The sequence below is a fragment of the Bradyrhizobium sp. 2TAF36 genome (genome assembly GCF_052114925.1).
Lineage (GTDB): Bacteria > Pseudomonadota > Alphaproteobacteria > Rhizobiales > Xanthobacteraceae > Bradyrhizobium > Bradyrhizobium barranii.
Genome location: NZ_JBFRFR010000056.1, coordinates 1 through 16865, shown reverse-complemented (window position 1 = coordinate 16865; position 16865 = coordinate 1). Strand labels below are relative to the sequence as shown.

12 protein-coding genes and 3 pseudogenes are annotated in these 16865 nt (G+C 59.3%); 11 read left to right on the top strand and 4 right to left on the bottom strand.

The annotated features are described in order from the left end of the window. Position 1 precedes the first annotated feature (1 nt). Entirely contained in the window at positions 2-391 is a 390-nt protein-coding gene (locus tag AB4Z51_RS29075; RefSeq protein ID WP_441498510.1) for a c-type cytochrome, read from the top strand. A 3-nt stretch (positions 392-394) separates the two neighbouring features. Here AB4Z51_RS29075 and AB4Z51_RS29070 read toward each other — a convergent pair whose 3' ends face one another. Together AB4Z51_RS29070 and AB4Z51_RS29065 are read right to left on the bottom strand one after the other, a co-directional pair. Continuing rightward, on the bottom strand, positions 395-1312 hold the full coding sequence (locus AB4Z51_RS29070; RefSeq protein ID WP_441498509.1) for a c-type cytochrome: 918 nt from the start codon (positions 1310-1312) through the stop codon (positions 395-397). Positions 1313-1779: 467 nt separating this feature from the next. Continuing rightward, the gene (locus AB4Z51_RS29065; RefSeq protein ID WP_441498508.1) at positions 1780-4101 is read right to left on the bottom strand and encodes an FdhF/YdeP family oxidoreductase; all 2322 of its coding nucleotides are present in this window, start codon (positions 4099-4101) and stop codon (positions 1780-1782) included. A 126-nt stretch (positions 4102-4227) separates the two neighbouring features. Here AB4Z51_RS29065 and AB4Z51_RS29060 point away from each other — a divergent pair, with 126 nt between their 5' ends. After that, complete coding sequence (locus tag AB4Z51_RS29060) at positions 4228-4956, top strand: DUF72 domain-containing protein (protein WP_441498507.1); 729 nt, start codon at positions 4228-4230, stop codon at positions 4954-4956. Between the two features lie 114 nt (positions 4957-5070). Here AB4Z51_RS29060 and AB4Z51_RS29055 read toward each other — a convergent pair whose 3' ends face one another. Next, the gene (locus AB4Z51_RS29055; protein WP_441498506.1) at positions 5071-6348 is read right to left on the bottom strand and encodes a hypothetical protein; all 1278 of its coding nucleotides are present in this window, start codon (positions 6346-6348) and stop codon (positions 5071-5073) included. A gap of 397 nt (positions 6349-6745) precedes the next feature. Between AB4Z51_RS29055 and AB4Z51_RS29050 the strand changes: the two genes are divergently transcribed. The 6 genes and pseudogenes from AB4Z51_RS29050 (at position 6746) to glgX (ending at position 11605) form a co-directional block, all read left to right on the top strand. Then, positions 6746-6934 carry a hypothetical protein gene (locus AB4Z51_RS29050; protein WP_441498505.1) on the top strand — a complete coding sequence of 63 codons (189 nt, stop codon included), beginning with the start codon at positions 6746-6748 and terminating at the stop codon, positions 6932-6934. A gap of 255 nt (positions 6935-7189) precedes the next feature. Next, positions 7190-7363 carry a DUF2934 domain-containing protein gene (locus tag AB4Z51_RS29045; RefSeq protein ID WP_441498504.1) on the top strand — a complete coding sequence of 58 codons (174 nt, stop codon included), beginning with the start codon at positions 7190-7192 and terminating at the stop codon, positions 7361-7363. Positions 7364-7629: 266 nt separating this feature from the next. After that, positions 7630-7951, top strand: a pseudogene (locus tag AB4Z51_RS29040) (DUF892 family protein); the annotation flags it as partial. A gap of 351 nt (positions 7952-8302) precedes the next feature. Then, on the top strand, positions 8303-8818 hold the full coding sequence (locus AB4Z51_RS29035) for a YciE/YciF ferroxidase family protein (RefSeq protein ID WP_441498503.1): 516 nt from the start codon (positions 8303-8305) through the stop codon (positions 8816-8818). Positions 8819-9063: 245 nt separating this feature from the next. Then, a complete protein-coding gene (locus AB4Z51_RS29030) occupies positions 9064-9345 on the top strand; it encodes a DUF3606 domain-containing protein (protein WP_441498502.1) in 282 nt (93 codons plus the stop codon). Positions 9346-9370: 25 nt separating this feature from the next. Further along, a complete protein-coding gene (gene glgX / locus AB4Z51_RS29025; protein ID WP_441498501.1) occupies positions 9371-11605 on the top strand; it encodes a glycogen debranching protein GlgX in 2235 nt (744 codons plus the stop codon). Between the two features lie 51 nt (positions 11606-11656). Here glgX and AB4Z51_RS29020 read toward each other — a convergent pair. Next, a pseudogene (locus tag AB4Z51_RS29020) lies at positions 11657-14329 on the bottom strand (GAF domain-containing protein); the annotation flags it as partial. 436 nt (positions 14330-14765) lie between these two features. On the opposite strand from AB4Z51_RS29020, the gene AB4Z51_RS29015 reads away from it, so the two are divergent. From AB4Z51_RS29015 to glgA, 3 genes and pseudogenes are all read left to right on the top strand, one after another. Continuing rightward, entirely contained in the window at positions 14766-14978 is a 213-nt protein-coding gene (locus AB4Z51_RS29015; protein WP_441498500.1) for a hypothetical protein, read from the top strand. 21 nt (positions 14979-14999) lie between these two features. Continuing rightward, entirely contained in the window at positions 15000-15476 is a 477-nt protein-coding gene (locus tag AB4Z51_RS29010; protein WP_441498499.1) for a DUF3833 family protein, read from the top strand. A 168-nt stretch (positions 15477-15644) separates the two neighbouring features. Beyond that, positions 15645-16865, top strand: a pseudogene (glgA, locus tag AB4Z51_RS29005) (glycogen synthase GlgA); the annotation flags it as partial.

Genomic DNA, 16865 nt, shown 5'->3' with positions numbered 1-16865 from the left:
AATGTCCATCTTCCTGATTGTCGCAGCCGGCGCGCTGACTGCCTCGACCGTCGCAGGCGTCGTCGCCCAAAGGTATCGCAAGCAGACCGAGAACACCGCCCGGGCCATGACCGCGGGCGATCCAGCCCGGGCTCCTGCCCTGATCCGCCGCTATGGCTGCGCCGGATGTCATACTATTTCCGGCATCCCTGGCGCCGACGGTCAGGTCGGAAGTTCCCTCGTCGATCTCCGTCAACGCGTCTATATCGCTGGCGTGATGACCAACTCGCCGGACAATCTTATAGGATGGATCGTAACGCCGCAGACCTTCTCGCCGAGGACAGCGATGCCGGCCACGGGGATCAGCCAGGCGGAGGCCCGCGATGTCGCGGCCTATCTCTATGCGCAGTGAGGATCAGGGTCGAGGCGTCGGCCGGGGCGGGAGCGACTTCACATAGACGGCGATCGCCTTGCGATCGCTGTCCGGCAACATCGCCGTATTCGTGACGACATCGGCCATCGACGAGCCGACGCGGCCGTGATTGGGCGTATTACCGGTCTGCAACATCTCCGCCACCTGTTGCTCCGACCAATCACCGATCCGCGCCGGCGTGATGTTGGGATAGAAGCCGGTGCCTTCGGCGTCCGGCCCCCCGGCATAACGGGTCCCTGATTTGATGCCGCCGAACAAATCGCGTGATGAATGGCATTCCGCGCAGTGAGCGAGCGCCTCGCTCAGATATCGACCCCGATTCCAGGATTCGTCATGCCCGGCATCGGCCACGATAGGACCCGGCTTGAAGTAGAGCTGCTTCCAGAACCCGACAAAGCGGCGAATGCCGAAAACCAGATTGAGCTCGTGATCGGGCGCACGTCCCTTCACAGCCGGCAGCGTGCGGAGGTAGGCCATGAGATCCTGCACGTCACCGGAGTGCATGTGCGTGAAGCTAGAATACGGAAACACGGGATAGTAGTGCCGGCCGTCGGGAGAAACACCACGCAGCAGCGCGTTTGCGAGATCCTTCGTAGTCCAGCTTCCGATGCCGTCTACCGGATCCGTCGAGATATTGGGCGCGCGAAACGTCCCGAAAGGCGAGGCCAGCGCCAATCCGCCGCCGAGATGCAAGCGATCAGTTTGTCCCGGCGAGGCATGACAGGACGCGCAGTCGCCGGCCGTAAAGACGAGTTTCCCGCGTGCGGCATCGCCGGCGGTGTCAGAGACACCGCCGGCCTCCGTTGTAGTGAAACGCCCCGGCGCCGTCAGGAACCAAATGCCTCCAGCGGCGACCATGACCGCGGAGATTGCTGAGGTCACCCAGAGGCGTCCGCGCATCTTTCCCCTCGTTCACCGCCGATGCCAAGCCCGCCGTGGTCAGATCACCAGCGTCGATAGTGGCGATAGTAACGACGATGACCGTAGTAAGGTCCGCCGTAAGCATAGCCGGGGCCGTAGGCGTAAGCGGGGCCATAAGCGTAGCCGGGGCCATAGCCCGGACCATATCCTCAAGGGCCGTAGGCGCCGTAAGCTCCTGCCGCGAGTGCTCCGGCTGCGATTCCGAAACCGATTCCCGGGCCGCCCCATCCGCCGCCGCGCCAATGCGCATCGGCGGGGGTGACCGCGACTGTTGCCATCACGGCTACAGCGGCTCCAAATATTCCGATTGTCTTCATCTCAAACTCCAATCATCAAGTCGATGATGGTTCAATTCGGAAGGACCGTCGAAGTTTCTGTTCACCTATGGCGCCAGGGGTGAGCTCGGGACTTACGGACGACACGAAGGCTTGGCACTGCAGCCGGGCTCAGCCGGTCGAGATCGGGACCTCTCCGCCTTCGATGATCTCTGGAATAACATCCTTGAACAGGCGCACTGGAACGGACTTCGCCGCGGGCACCTTGCTGCCTTCGGCATAGTGCCACAGCGGGATCAGCCCGTTGCATTCCGGGTAGTAGCCCGCAAGGCTCTTGCGCGGAATATCGTAGGGCACAACCTGGAGCTCACTCAGGCTGCGTTCGACACCATCGCCCGCTTCGGTGACCAGCGTGACAGTATCTCCGGACTTCAGCCCGTCGTCCTCCATATCGGCTGGATTCATCAGGAGGACATAACGACTGCCCTGGATACCCCTGAATCGATCGTCTTCCGTATAGATCGTCGTGTTGAACTGTCCATCGGCACGCATTGTCATCAGCTCATAGATGCCGTCGCCCTCTCGCGGCGGCGCGAACGCCGCCTTCGGCACAGTGAAGTTCGCCTTGCCATTGGGCGTCTTCCATATGCGCTCCCGGGCTGGGAGTGGCCGAGGGAAGCCACCGGGTTCGAACATGCGTTCGTTGAACTCCTTGAACTGATCCGGATAGGTGCGTTCGATGGCGTCCCGCACCCGCGCATAATCAGAGACCCAGGCATCCCAGTCGACCGCGGGATTGGGCCCCAGCGTTGCCTTGGCCAGCGCGGCCACGATCGCCGGCTCTGACAAAAGATTGTCAGCGACCGGCTGGCGCTGACCGCGTGAGCCATGAACGCAGGTTGTCGAATCCTCCATCGATACGGCCTGCGGGCCGCTTGCCTGCCGGTCGATCTCGATCCGACCGAGACACGGCAGCAGATACGTCACCTCGCCCGGGACGATGTGGCTGCGATTGAGTTTTGTCGCGATCTGTACCGACAGGCGCAGGCCCGACCATGCGGGCTCCATGAGCGATCGCTCCGGGATTGCGCGCACAAAATTTCCGCCAAGGCTAACGAAGCTGCGCACATCTCCTTTCAAAATGCCCTCGCAGGCATCCACGGTCGAAAGGCCGTCCCATCGCGGCGGCTCGAAGCCGTAGAGTTCGGCGAGCTTGTCGAGCGGCACGAGTTTGGTCTTTTCGGAGATGCCGACGGTGCGCTGGCCCTGCACGTTGGAATGTCCGCGGATCGGTGAAATCCCCGCGCCGGCCTTGCCGATATTGCCGCGCAGCAGCAGCAGATTGACGATCATCTTGGCGGTTTCGACGCCGTGCTTGTGCTGGGTGATGCCCATGCCGTAATTGGCAATGACGGCATCGGCCGCCATATAGGTGTTTGCCGCGTCAAGCAGAGCGGTTCGCGGAAGTCCCGATGCCCGTTCGATCTGGTCCCAATCCTGGGCACGACAGAAGGCGGCAAACTCCTCGAAGCCAGCCGTATGCTGTTCGACGAACGCGACATCGACCACACGCGGACCACCGTTCGTTCGCGCGAAATCATCCGACTCGATGACCCATTTACAGATGCCGGCGATGGCCGCGGCGTCGCCCCCGATCCGCACCTGATGATATTGCGAGCTGATGCGCGTACCGCCCGCAATCATCTGAACAGGGCTCTGCGGATTGACGAAGCGCTCCAGCCCGCGCTCCCGGAGCGGATTGAATGTCACGATCGGCACGCCGCGCTGGGCCGCTTCCTGAAGCGGATGCAGCATCCGCGGCGCGTTCGTCGTGGTGTTGTGGCCGAAGAAGAAGATGCAATCGGTCTCGTCGAAGTCCTTCAACAGTACCGTTCCGACCGGGACGCCGATCACTTCCGGCAACGCCACCGAGGTCGTTTCGTGGCACATGTTCGAACTGTCAGGGAAATTGTTGGTGCCGTACATCCGGCCGAACAGCTGGTACATATAACTCGCTTCCAGCGAGGCACGGCCGGAGGTGTACATAATGACCGAGCGCGGATCGAGCGCATTCAATTCTGCGCCGATCTCCCGGAAGGCTTCGCTCCAATCGACCGGCAGATATTTGTCGCTGCCGGGATCATAGCGCATCGGCGTCGTCAGGCGCCCCTGCTCCTCAAGTTGGTGATCAGACCAAGTTCGCAGCTCGGTGAGCGTGTGCTGCGCGAAAAACTCCGGCGTGACCGTCTTGCCTGTTATCTCCCAGGCAGTCGCCTTGGCTCCGTTCTCGCAGAACTCGAACATACGGGGGTTCGCGGGCTTGGCCCAGGAGCAGCTCACGCACATGAAGCCACCGGTCTTGTTCTGCTTCAGCAAGATCTCGCTGCCGAGAAGCGCAACCTCTTCCTGCGTGAGGATGTGAGCAACCGCACTGAGCGAACCCCAACCCCCGGCCGGCGCATCGTAGTTTTCAATCTTTGCCTTTTGCCGCATGCTGGGCTCCTCAACTAAGGTCTGTCATGGGAAAACCTGAGAGAACATCGCCAGTTCCTCAAGATCAGGAACATTGCTTTGGCATGAGCGTCGATAGGTCGTTGGAAGCGTATGGACGACCTTAGAATGGCACGCATTCTTATCGGCACCTCGGGCTGGCACTACGCCTCCTGGCGAGGCCCGTTCTTTCCCGCAGACGTCCGGATTAAAGACCAGCTCAGCTATTATGCCGATCAGTTTGACACCACGGAGCTGAACGGGGTGTTCTACCGCACGCCGACGCCGGAGGCGGTGACGGCATGGCGGGAGCAGACTGGCCCCGATTTTGTCTTTGCCTGGAAGGCGTCGAAGTTCATCACGCACTGGAAGCGTCTTTCCGATCGCTCCGATAACAGCCTCGAACTATTGGAGGACCGAATGTCGCTGTTGCGCGGCAAGGCGGGGCCGATCCTGTTTCAGCTACCGCCTCAGTTCAAGCTGGACGCCGAGCGGCTCGGCTCGTTTTTCAAGCTCTTGTCCAGGAAACGTCGCTACAGTTTCGAATTTCGCCACCCGAGCTGGTATCAGCCGCGCATTCTTAGAATGCTGTCCGACGAGAACATTTCGCTTTGCCTGTCCGACCATCACGATGCGCCGGCGCCTTGGAAACGCACAGCGGACTTCGTCTATGTCCGTGGCCATGGCCCGAGCGGACGCTATCACGGCCACTATTCGCGGGCGGCGCTCTGTCAATGGGCAGAGCGCCTGAAGTCTTGGAAGCGTCAAGGCTGCGACGTCTATGTCTATTTTGACAACGACCAAAAGAGTGCAGCCCCCGCCGACGCGAAGGCTCTCAAAAAACTGCTCAGCGGTTGAACGGCGAACAGCAAGTGTGAAGATGTAGCCAACGCGAGCGAGAAGTGCCCCCCGTACGACAACGCCCAATAGAGATCGAGAGTTTACCTCGTCATGGTGACTCGGCGAAGCGCTTTACGAAGCACATGGGCGATCAAACTCGCTCCACCATCGTGCGATAGCTTCGCTTTGCTCGTCCCAAATTGCGGTGGGAAGGTCCGGGAACGCTATGCGAACCGCGAACCCCTCGCGTCCGATGTCGCGAACCCACTCCGCGGCCCCGAAGTCGAATCCGAAGCTCCCAGCATGACGGATTCGATACCCAGCGCGCCGAAGATCGTGGCTCATTTCTGAAGCAGCCTCTCGTGCCGATTTTTCGTCCATCGGCCGCCTGCATTTCAAGGTCACATAAAGCCCGTGCGCGAAATCCAACTGGGCGACCAGGCCTCGCAAAGCACCGCGGAAAAAGTGAGCGGTGCGGCGGCCATTGCGTAGGATCGCTGCCACTCGCCTCGCCGTAAGTGTGGGATAGTCCCGTCTTCCTACATACGGTGGGAAGTGCGCGGGGAGTGCAGCCGCGCCAAGCAGCCTTACCGCGTTACGCATTTCGCCTCGTAGTTTTTTCAGGCCCGAGGCTGCCCAGATCTCGTCATTATGATACCGGACAAACATTGAGGACCCCAGTCGCCCGTATTCGGCACCGAGCGAGTCAAGTTTGGTATGGCTACGGACTAGAACCGTGGGAAGATGCGCGGTTCGGGCCTTTCTGAGCGCTCTCTTTATCTTGCCGGATCCGGAGGAGAAACACGTCGTATCGAAAATGCATAGGTCGAACTGCGCCCATGATGACCGAAGGCAGGCTTCGAAATCTTTAGCCAATGTGCAGGAGTCTAGAAGAAGGATGCGGGCCGTCGGGGAGCCTGTTTCGCCACCCGAACACCCGACGGCCGTAATCCTAAGGTGACGGCCGTATCCTTCCACAAATTCTATGGTCTCTCCGTACGAACCCGGCAGCACGACGACGTCCGCACTGTCGAAAACATGCGACGTAGCGAGAAGTAGGGCCGAGATGGAGGCCATGCCGGATGAGGTGTAGACGATGTCGCTTCCAAAGAAAGCTTCGTCGACGTCATAGAATGACGGGCCGACTACCTCGAGATCGGCGCGCTGGTAGTCATACGTGAATTCAAAAGGGCCGTCGCGACCTTTCTTGCCAGGCGACCAGGCTGTTTCTGTCGCGGTCCAATCGCTCAGATCGTGCTGAGCTCTAAGTGCGGCAGTAAGTTTGAATTTCAGTTCGATGCCTTCATCTATTGACCGAGGTGGCGCCGAGGCGATCGGTTCGTGCAGGCAACTGTCCAGCAGCCTCAGTTCTTCGTATTTTCGCTGAAGGTAGGCTTCGATAGTTTCCATGATGCTTCAACGTCCCACGCTTGCTTTGGCTCCTTTCGCCAATCGGCGAGGGTGAAAACGGCATGAACCTGCTCAGCCCGCTGGTGCCCACTCACGACTTCCCTCACGCCCGGAATCCTTCAGTATTCGCGCGGCAGAAGGCCCATCGCGGTCCACCGGCCTCGCCATGCAGATGAACCATTCCGTGCTGGCCGGTTTACGGCCAAGCGCTCTGGCGGTCATGCTCATTGTCGCGAAGACGTCCCCGATACGGCTGTCGAAGGGCCCGTGGTCAAAACACAACGGTCTCTGATTGCCTGGGGCGGCAGCGTACAATTTCTTGAACTGACCTAGTCAAACAGCCCCGGAGCTGGGTTCTTATCTGTCCGGCCCCGCCAAGTCCGCTGGACGAAAGCGGATGACCAGCTATTCAGAGTCCAAGGTCGGCAAGAGCCTGACTTTGATAATTGTTAAGCTGAAGCGCCCGATTTCGTCGATCCGCTCGCGGGCGCACGAGCGTGGTATCCATCTGCCGGGCACCCGCATTGGTCCAGCCCGAAAGCTTTCAGGGTTGCAGAGCGGGTGCTTTCCCGGCGATCAGCGTTGAGGAGACGAGCGGTCAAACATTTCATGGCGCGCACGGCTTGAGGGCAACCCGGCAGTAAAAGTTAGCCAGGCGTAGGAGAGTGAGCTACATCAGACAGGTTTGTAGATGATCCGCCCGCCCGACGACTCCAAGCCGGGATGACTCTGCGAATCACGAAGAGTACTTGGGGATCAACGTGCCGGCCTACGCTACACTTTTCAGCTCATAGGAACCGCCATTTTTGCGCGTGCGTTCTATCGTAAAGGAGATAGCACCATGGCCTTGACTGAAGAAGATATCCGCAAGCGAGCATACATCCTTTGGGAAAAAGCGGGTCAGCCGGCAGGGCAGATGGACACCTTTTGGTATGAGGCGGAAAAGGAACTCATCGCCGAGCGAAAATTGCAGGGCGAAATGTCCCCTCACTTGCCCGACTTGGCAGCGAACTAAGGACGGGGTTCGACAGAGGTTTCAGTGCATCCAACGTCCACATGGCCTTGGGGATCTGCTTGCGACCGCGCTTCTGTTCCTCGCAAGTAGCAGCCGCGACTTACCTGGCTCAACAAGACGCACACGCATTCCGATTGGCTAATGGGCTGAAATTGAAGTCTGAGCTTAGGAGGAGTCGGCACGCAGCCGATGTCCTAAAAGGGCCGGACGCTTGAACCACAATAAGCCAGCAGATCCGCCAAGTTCGAACATCATAGTAGTCCATCGCCAAGCCTTGCAAAGGGATGGCCGGCCTCGTCGAAGGAGGGCAGGAAGTCATCGGCGGGGACAACGAAGATGCCGCCGCCGATCTCGCCCTTATCAGTGCCGCCCAACGCGTCAAACACTGCGAGATCGACGGCGCGCAGCCTGGCGCAGCAACTGGGCCACAGTCAGATCGACAGCCACGTCTCGAAATAGCTGGCCGAAGAAGAGAATGCGGACCAATTGCTCAATCAGTCGCACGCTCTTTGATGACCGTCCAGAAAGATGCCGGCTGCAATTGAGAGAGGCGAAAGTGGACAGGCTTATGGGACCCTTCTCTCCTGACAGAAGACAACGTCGACGCGTTTCTCGGGAAGGGTTCCAAGTTTGCTGCGACAGGGACGAGAGCCGCAATGTCCCTTCGGGCAATAAACCGGTCTGCCATGCGGGAAAGCCGTTAACTTGAATGGGCTTAAGGCTCGATCACGTAGAGGACTTATTTTGTTTGTTCAGCAAGCGAGCCCCGGTTGCCGTCTATCTGGTGGTAAACAGCAAAGCTGCATGCCGACGCGCTGCCGCATAGGCCTGTGTCATCGTTGTTCCGGCCGTCCGTTCGCGCCAGAGCTGTTTGCCTCCACATGATCGAGGAACCGTGCCCTCGGAGCCGCRTTGCCGGTTCTTTCAGAGGAGGATCGGATGGGTTTATTCACAAAAGACATCAAGACGATGGACGATCTGCTGCTGCATGGTCTCCAGGACATCTATTACGCCGAACAGCAGATCTTGAAGGCCTTGCCAAAGATGATTGATCTCGCGACGAACCGAGATTTGGCGACAGGCCTTCGAAGTCACCTGGAGGAAACCCATAAGCAGGTCGAGCGCCTTGAGAAGGTTTTCGCGAAGCTCGGAAAGGAGCCCAGCGGCACGCAGTGCCCGGCGATTGATGGCATCATCAAAGAGGCGAACGAGACGGCCGGAGAGATCGAAGACAAGGCGGTTCTCGATGCCGCTATCGTGGCCAATTCCCAGGCGGTCGAACACTACGAAATGTGCCGCTACGGGACGCTAATCGCCTGGGCGGAAGAACTGGGGCACGAGGATATCGTACGCTTCCTTACGACCAACCTGAATGAGGAAAAGGCGGCGAATACCAAGCTCAATACGATTGCCCTGCGTAAGGGCGTCAATAAAAAGGCATCGACCGCGGCGTAAGGCGCGGAACAACCGTCGGCTCCGGAGGTTAGTGCGGCAAATCAGTGGTGCCGCAACACTTCCCCCGGTGATGTCGGCTTTGAAGAACCCCGCGCTCCCTGGCCGGGGTTTTTCTCATTTGGCCTGCCGTAGGCTCTTTGGTCGGAGTCGCGGTGCGCGTTGGATGGCTCCTGTCGGCCGGGAATAAATGATCGGCGGGAACTTCACTCTTTGCTCCCTGTTACGGCTAGGGACAGGAGAACGTTATGCGTCGGTCAAAGCCGCAGCCAATTCGAAACAAGCTCGATCTCGGCGATCGCGTGCAGGTTCGCCTCATAAAGAAGCGGCTGGGTCTCTCGGAAACGGAGCTGACCGCAATTGTCGGACGGATCGGCAACTCGATTTCCGCGATCAGCAAGGAAGCAACGGCGCAGCGGGCAAGCATCATTCCGCAGCCGCCGCAGATTCCACCGGCTGCTGTCATTGCGACCGTAGCAGGATCCGATCAGGCAGCATCCGATATCATAACGACCGAACAGGCCCCCTAGCAGGGGCTATTCTTTTGGGGCAGCAATGATTGAACGAACATCGTCTCATGACGAATTGACGCGGGCGGCCGCGAGCCTGCGGCGCTCTCGTGTGACGGAGGGCAAGCCATTCCCTCTGGGAGCCACGTGGGACGGCCTCGGGGTCAACTTTGCGCTGTTCTCGGCGCACGCAACGAAGGTCGAGCTTTGCCTGTTCGATGAGACCGGCGCGACCGAACTCGAACGTATCGAACTTCCCGAATACACCGATGAAGTCTGGCATGGCTATTTGCCATCGGCCCGGCCTGGCACCGTCTACGGTTACCGCGTCCACGGTCCTTACGAGCCGGATGCCGGTCATCGCTTCAACCCCAATAAGCTGGTGCTGGATCCTTACGCGAAGCAGCTGGTTGGCAAGTTGACTTGGGGGACCGAATTATTTGGTTATCAGCTCGACCATTCCGACAAGGACCTATCGTTCGACACGCGCGACAGTGCTGACTTGATGCAGAAGTGCCGGGTCATCGATCCGGCCTTCACCTGGGGAGCTTCACCCAAGCCTGAAGTACCGTGGGAGCGGACTATTTTCTATGAGATGCACGTCAAGGGCTTTACCCAACTACATCCTCTCATTCCAGAAGCCGAGCGCGGCACCTTTCTTGGTCTGGCACATCCTGATGTACCCGGCTACTTGCGATCGCTCGGTATCACGAGCGCTGAACTTTTGCCGATCCACGCCTTCGTCGATGACAGCTATCTGGCTGAAAAGGGCCTGCGCAATTATTGGGGCTACAACTCGATCGGGTTTTTCGCGCCGGAGCCGCGTTATCTGAAAACACCATTCCCGTCCGAATTCAAAACCATGGTCAACCAGTTTCACGCCCATGGCATCGAGGTCATCCTTGATGTGGTCTACAATCACACCGCTGAAGGCAATGAACTCGGGCCCACCCTCTCGTTCAAAGGCATCGACAACGCCAGTTACTATCGTCTGATGCCGGATAAAAAGCGCTACTACATCAACGATACCGGCACCGGTAACACGGTCAATCTGTCGCATCAGCGAGTGCTTCAACTGGTTGCGGATTCATTGCGTTATTGGGCGACCGAGATGCGGGTCGACGGCTTTCGCTTTGACCTGGCGACCATTTTGGCGCGAGAGCCTTATGGCTTTGATGAGGGCGGCGGGTTTCTTGATGCCTGTCGGCAGGACCCCGTTCTGTCGTCGGTGAAACTGATTGCCGAACCATGGGACATTGGTCCCGGTGGCTATCAGGTGGGGCAGTTCCCGCCCGGTTGGGCCGAGTGGAATGACAAATTCCGAGACACGGCGCGCGCCTTCTGGAAGGGCGACGCCGGCACGATGCAGGATCTGGCCAAGCGCCTCTCGGGATCCGGCGACCTTTTCAATAAGCGCGGCCGCCGGCCTTGGGCGAGCGTCAATTTTGTCACCGCACATGATGGCTTCAACTTGAACGATCTCGTCTCGTATAACGACAAGCACAACGAGGCCAATGGCGAAGACAATCGCGACGGTCACAGCAACAACCATTCCTGGAATTGCGGAATTGAGGGACCGACCGACGACCCCGAGATCACCTCTCTACGCGAGCGCCAAAAGCGCAACCTGCTTGCCACGATGCTGCTGTCACACGGCACGCCTATGCTTCTTGCCGGCGATGAATTCGGCCATACTCAGGCAGGTAACAATAACGCCTATGCCCAAGATAACGAGACGACGTGGCTGAACTGGATGGGCATATCCTCGCGAGGCCGGTCTCTGCGGGAATTTGTCCGCAAGTTGATCGCCTTGCGCAAGGCCTTTCCCATCCTTTATCGCAGCCGTTTCCTCGTGGGGTCGCGCAATGAAGAGCTTGACGTCAACGACGTCACGTGGCTTTCGCCGTCCGGCGAAGAGATGACGACCGAGCAGTGGCAGGATGGCAACGCGAAGTGTTTTGGCATGCTGCTGGACGGCCGTGCACAAGAGACAGGTATCAAGCGCCGCGGCTCGGATGCAACCATGCTTCTTGTCTATAACGCACACTATGGCGTGGTAAATTTCACGCTGCCCGCGGTGCCTGAAGGCCACTCCTGGTTGGGCTTGATCGACACTAACCAGCCTGAAGCGCAATTGCCTACCTTTGAATTTGGTCACGTCTATGCGGTGACGGGCCGGTCTCTGCTTGCCTTGGGCCTCGCTTCCGAGGCGCACGCGTCCCGGCGCCTGCGACAGGGTCTCGGCGCTTTGCTGGACATCAGCGAGACGCCGCTCGAATGAGAGCGGCGGTCGGTGTAAAGGATAGGATGGCCATCGTCCATCGTCGTGCAATTACGGTTCGTCCAGGATTTCCCGTACTTTTCTCGCAAGCTCACTGATCGCGAACGGTTTGGAGAGAAGATGTGTGCCTGGATCCAGAACGCCATTATGTACAATGGCGTTGCGCGTGTAGCCGGTCGTGAAGAGTATCTTCAGGCCAGGCCGCAAGGCTCCAGCGCCGTCGCCAATTCCCTTCCTGACATCTCCGGCATGACCACGTCGGAGAACAGCAGATCCGGAAGGGCGCCGTCCTTGATCAATTTCAGCGCCTGACCGTGAGTCGCGGCCTGCAGAATCCGGTACCCAAGATCGCTTAGGGCTTCGCAGGAAATCGCGCGAACACGATCATCATCTTCAACAACGAGGATGAGTTCACGGTTTTGGCCGTCGTCTACCATTCCGGACGCCGCTGGCTCGGACTTCTCCACATCACCAATATATCTCGGCAGATAGATCTTGATGGTGGTGCCCACGCTTGGCTCGGAATAGATTTTGACGTGACCGCCGGACTGACGAACAAAACCATACACCTGGCTTAGGCCAAGGCCAGTGCCCTTGCCGACCCCTTTGGTTGTGAAGAAGGGATCGAATGCTTTGCTTGCCGTGTCCGGATCCATGCCGATCCCGGTGTCGGTCACGGCGATGAGGACATACTGTCCTGGACGCAGGCCATAGTCGCCAGCATATTTGTCGTCGACCGACGCGTTCATGGTCTCAATCGTGAGCTTACCGCCTCGGGGCATCGCATCGCGCGCGTTGACCGACAGGTTCAGCAGAGCACTCTCAAGCTGCGTGGGATCGGCCCGAACTTGCCAAAGGCCCGCAGCCAGCACGGTCTCTACCATGACCGTCTCGCCGAGCGCGCGATCGAGCATCTCGCTCATGCTCTGGACAAGCCTGTTGAGATTGAGTGTTTCGGGCGCGAGGGGCTGCTGCCGGGAAAAGGCGAGCAGGCGTTGCGTCAGCGTTGCCGCCCGCTTTGCTGCTTCAGTGGCGCTTTCGACGAAGCGGCCGATATTGGTATCGCCTTTCTCCAGTTTTCGTTGCGCAAGATCGAGACCACCGATCACCACGGCGAGCATGTTGTTGAAGTCATGGGCTATGCCGCCGGTCAGTTGGCCAACCGCCTCCATTTTTTGCGCTTGCCGTAACTGCTCCTCAGCCTTCGAACGCTCGAGGATTTCCGACGCAACACGGCTTTCGAGATCGCGGTTGAGCGCTTGCAGTTCGGCCTCAGCTCTACGTCGCTGTTCGATTTCTCGGTTTGCAGCCTGAAACAAGCGCGCATTATCGATGGCTGTGGCAGCATGGCCTGCGATGCCAAGCAGGGCTGTTTCGTGCTCCAACAGAAATCGTCCGGGCTCGGAATGGCCAAAGAACAATCCGCCCAACACTTCCGCGTTGCGTGAAATAACGGGAACGGCAAGGTAGGATCTGACCGGCAAATGCCCTTCCGGCATACCCTGGCGTGGCGGGTTTCGTCCATAACGTGCGTCTTTCAAGATATCGTCCGATCGAACGACAGCGGTGCCGAGAAAGGTGGGCTCGAACACGGCGGTGGCGCGCGGCATCGGAAAATTCTCAAAGGCGCTTCGCGGCGCGCCTGAGAGGGCATACAGCATATAGCTGGCGCCACTGTCGTCCAGGACATTGTAGAAGAAGGCGCCGAATTCAGCGCCGCTCAACACCACCCCCGCATCGGTGACGATTTGAACAACTTTTTCAAGGTCGAGTTCGCGGGCGACGACGGCACCAGTGTCGTTTAGGACTCGCAGATGCTCCTCGGCTTTTTTTCTTGCTGTGATATCGAGGACGGTACCGACGAAGCGGACGGCATGACCGCCCTCGAAGATGGCTTCGCCGGTTGCAGAAATCCACCGCTCGATGCCGTCGGTCAAACCAATCGTACGATATTCGATGTCGAACGGTTCGGGGCGATCGGCGTTGAGTGCGCGCGCGACGGCTGCATCAGCACGATCGCGATCATCGGGATGCAAGCCAGCGAGAAAGGCGCCTTCGTACGAAATCGCGGCGTCGGCGGGCAAACCGAACAGGGCTTTGCAACGTTCATCCCATCGCAAATCGCCTGAGGTTGGATCGTAATCCCATGTTTCAATGCCCGACGCCCGGGTGGCGAGGCGCAAACGCTCGTCGGCTTGCGCCGCGAGCTGACCCGTGCGCACCCGCGATATGGGCCCAGCTGCGGTCTGTGACCTCGCGGACGAGCGCGAGTTCTTCCGGCGACCAGGCATGAGGGCCGCGATGATGGACTGCCATCAGCGCCGTTAGTCGTCCCTCGATGACCAGCGGCATGCAGATGGTGGCGCCGATGCCGATGGCCTGGAACGCGGCGGACTCTTCCGCCGAAAGCTCGCGCAGATTATCGGCGATGATGAGCGGCCGACCGGCCCCCAGTTCGGTGACTGCCTTCTTGCCGAAGTCGGCAAGACTGTAATGACCTGTGATGTGCATGGCGCCAGGCGCCGCCCAGTCGCCACGGATTGTGAATCCATCCTGGTCGAGATCCATGTCAGCGTAGGCGCAGCTGGAAAGGCCAAGGAATTCGCCGAGCATACGGGTTGTCGTGGCCAAAATCACATCGGCATCGGCGCTCTTGGCGGTCTGTTCACCCATGGTTTCAAGAAAGCGCTGGCGCAATTCACGCGTGCGAAGCTCATGCTCGGCTTCTGTAAAATTGCCACCGTTCAAATCCATGAGATAAACGCGCGCTAAATGGAGAGGGCTTAGTGGTCCGCGGCGGATCGGTCAATGTGCTCGGAGCAGAAACGCCAGCACGGTCATTGGGTTCCGCGCGGTAGGAGGCGCGATTGCCGTTCTCCTTTGGCGGGCCCAATGCAGCTGAAGAGGGGCCGGCGCTTCAACCTTCAACGGTCGGTCGCGCGGCGTATGCGACTTGCCAGGTCTACACCGTAGGCCGCCGCGACGGCGATCCGCCAATCCAGCGCCTTATCGTTGAATGAAGATCGACCACGCGAACGAGCTTGTCCCGTTCCAAACGCTGGTTGCCAAGGACTTGAGCACAAGCAGCCTTATTCAGCTCCCCATCCGGCGAGGAACCTTGATACGTCTCCGCCGATTGTTCGATCAGGAGGGACTTCTCATGACCGACATCCCATCTCCGGACGAACCGTCGACTTTTGCGTCAGCGAACGAGAGTGTGCGCGATGTCGCGCGTGGCGTGCGGCAGGCGCTTGATGACGGTCAGCCGCCAGGACAGTGGAAAGTCATTGTAAGCGATCTGGTCCGCGAAGCTCCCTTGAGCTCGCTCGGCATCGCTTTCCTGCTTGGATACGTGATTGCGCGGCGTCGATAGGCTCGTTCGGGGATTTTGAAGATGGCCATCGAAGACTTTGCCGGTACCAAGCCTGCCTTCATTCCCGAGGAATTTTTCGTCGGCCATCTTGAGGGCTGGGCTGTCTTCGAGAACCTTTTGGGCGGACTCCAACGGCGGGCGTCGATTGCTGCGGTCGGCTCCCTGGAAGAGGCGACCCAAAGTGTGATTTTTACCGAGACCTACACCTTCGACGATGGCCATACCGACACCTTGCATTGGATTATTCGGAAGCTCGCCGCGGGCAAGTACTCCGGCACCGAAAACGCGTTGTACGGTGAGGCGGTGGGTGAGCAGGCGGGCTGCGCCTTTCATTGGACCTACACGCGCGACGCGCCGCAGAAAGATGGAAAATCGATCCGATTGAATTTCGACGACTGGTTTTATGCGATCGACGAACGCGCATGCATCGTCCGGGGCAGCGCCGGCAGAGCGGGCATTCCTTTTGGAACGGCCCATGTCACGTACCGAAAATCATAGATCTCCTTGCGTGCACTTTTGCACAGAAGGCGGGGATGTAAGGTGCTTCGGAACTTTTGGTGCGATGCGGAATTAAGATCCGCGGCCTTTCGATAGCGAAAGAGCCAGTGGAAATCTCGAGATGGTTAGTCATGACCGCCGGGTTCTGTCTGCGGGTGGGTGCAGCGAATGAGAATTCTGTTCGCTACACCGGAGGCATCTGATTTCGTCCAGGTCGGCGGCCTCGCCGCCGTATCCTCCGCTCTCCCCCGAGCGCTCCGTGATTTTTCCGACATCAGGGTCATCATCCCGGGCTACCCGTCCGTCCTTCAAGGTTTGCATGACCTTACGGTCGTCGGCCGCTGCGCGCCCTTCGCAGGCTTGCCGGCCTTTGAGATCGGGCTGGGGCACGCCCCCGACGGCTTGGCCTACTATGCTGTCCTGTGCCCGGCCCTGTACGAGCGATCGGGGGGGACCCTACGGCGATGCTGCTGGGGCCGACTGGGCGGACAATCACGTTCGGTTCGCCACGTTTTCCTATGCGGCTGCCCAGCTCGCGCGCGGCTCCATCGATCTGGACTGGTCGGCAGATCTCGTCCACGCGAACGATTGGCAGTGCGCGCTCATCCCGGGCTACCTGGAATGGCTGTACGCCCGTGTCCCCACCGTTTTCACGATCCACAATCTTGCGTACCAGGGTGTCTTCGACCGAAGTGCGGTGGGTCAGCTGGGGATCCCGGAGGCGAGCTTTCATGCCGACGGCGTTGAGTTTTACAACCGTCTCTCCTTCATCAAAAGCGGTTTGGTCTATGCGTCCCACCTTACGACCGTAAGCCAGACTTACGCGCGGGAAATCACCACCACAGAGTTCGGCTGCGGCCTTGAAGGGGTTTTGCAGCAGCGTGCGGGCCGCAACGAACTCTCAGGCATTCTCAACGGCATCGACGAAAGTTGGGATCCTCGGACCTGCGTGTCATTAAGCCAGACGTTTGGCGCCGGTGACTGGAGTGAACGCTCCCTGAATGCTGACAGCGTACGCGAGCAATTCGGCCTCGCCGTTTCGCGTGGTCCGCTCTTTGCCCTCGTGGCGCGGCTAGTCCACCAAAAGGGCGTGGATTTGGTCATCGAGAGTGCGAAGACGATCGTCGAAGCCGGCGGGCAGATTGTTGTCACGGGGAAAGGTGAAGCGCGTTTCGAAGAGGCCTTGCGTCAGGCGCAAGCTCTGAACCCGCAGTCCGTGGCGGTCAAGATCGGCTTTGACGATGCCGAAGCGCGACGGATATTTGCCGGCAGTGACTTCACGTTGATGCCATCTCGCTTCGAGCCGTGTGGCTTGAGCCAAATGTACGCGCAACGTTTTGGCTCGCTCCCGATCGGCCATCGCACAGGTGGCTTAGCCGAGACCGAGAC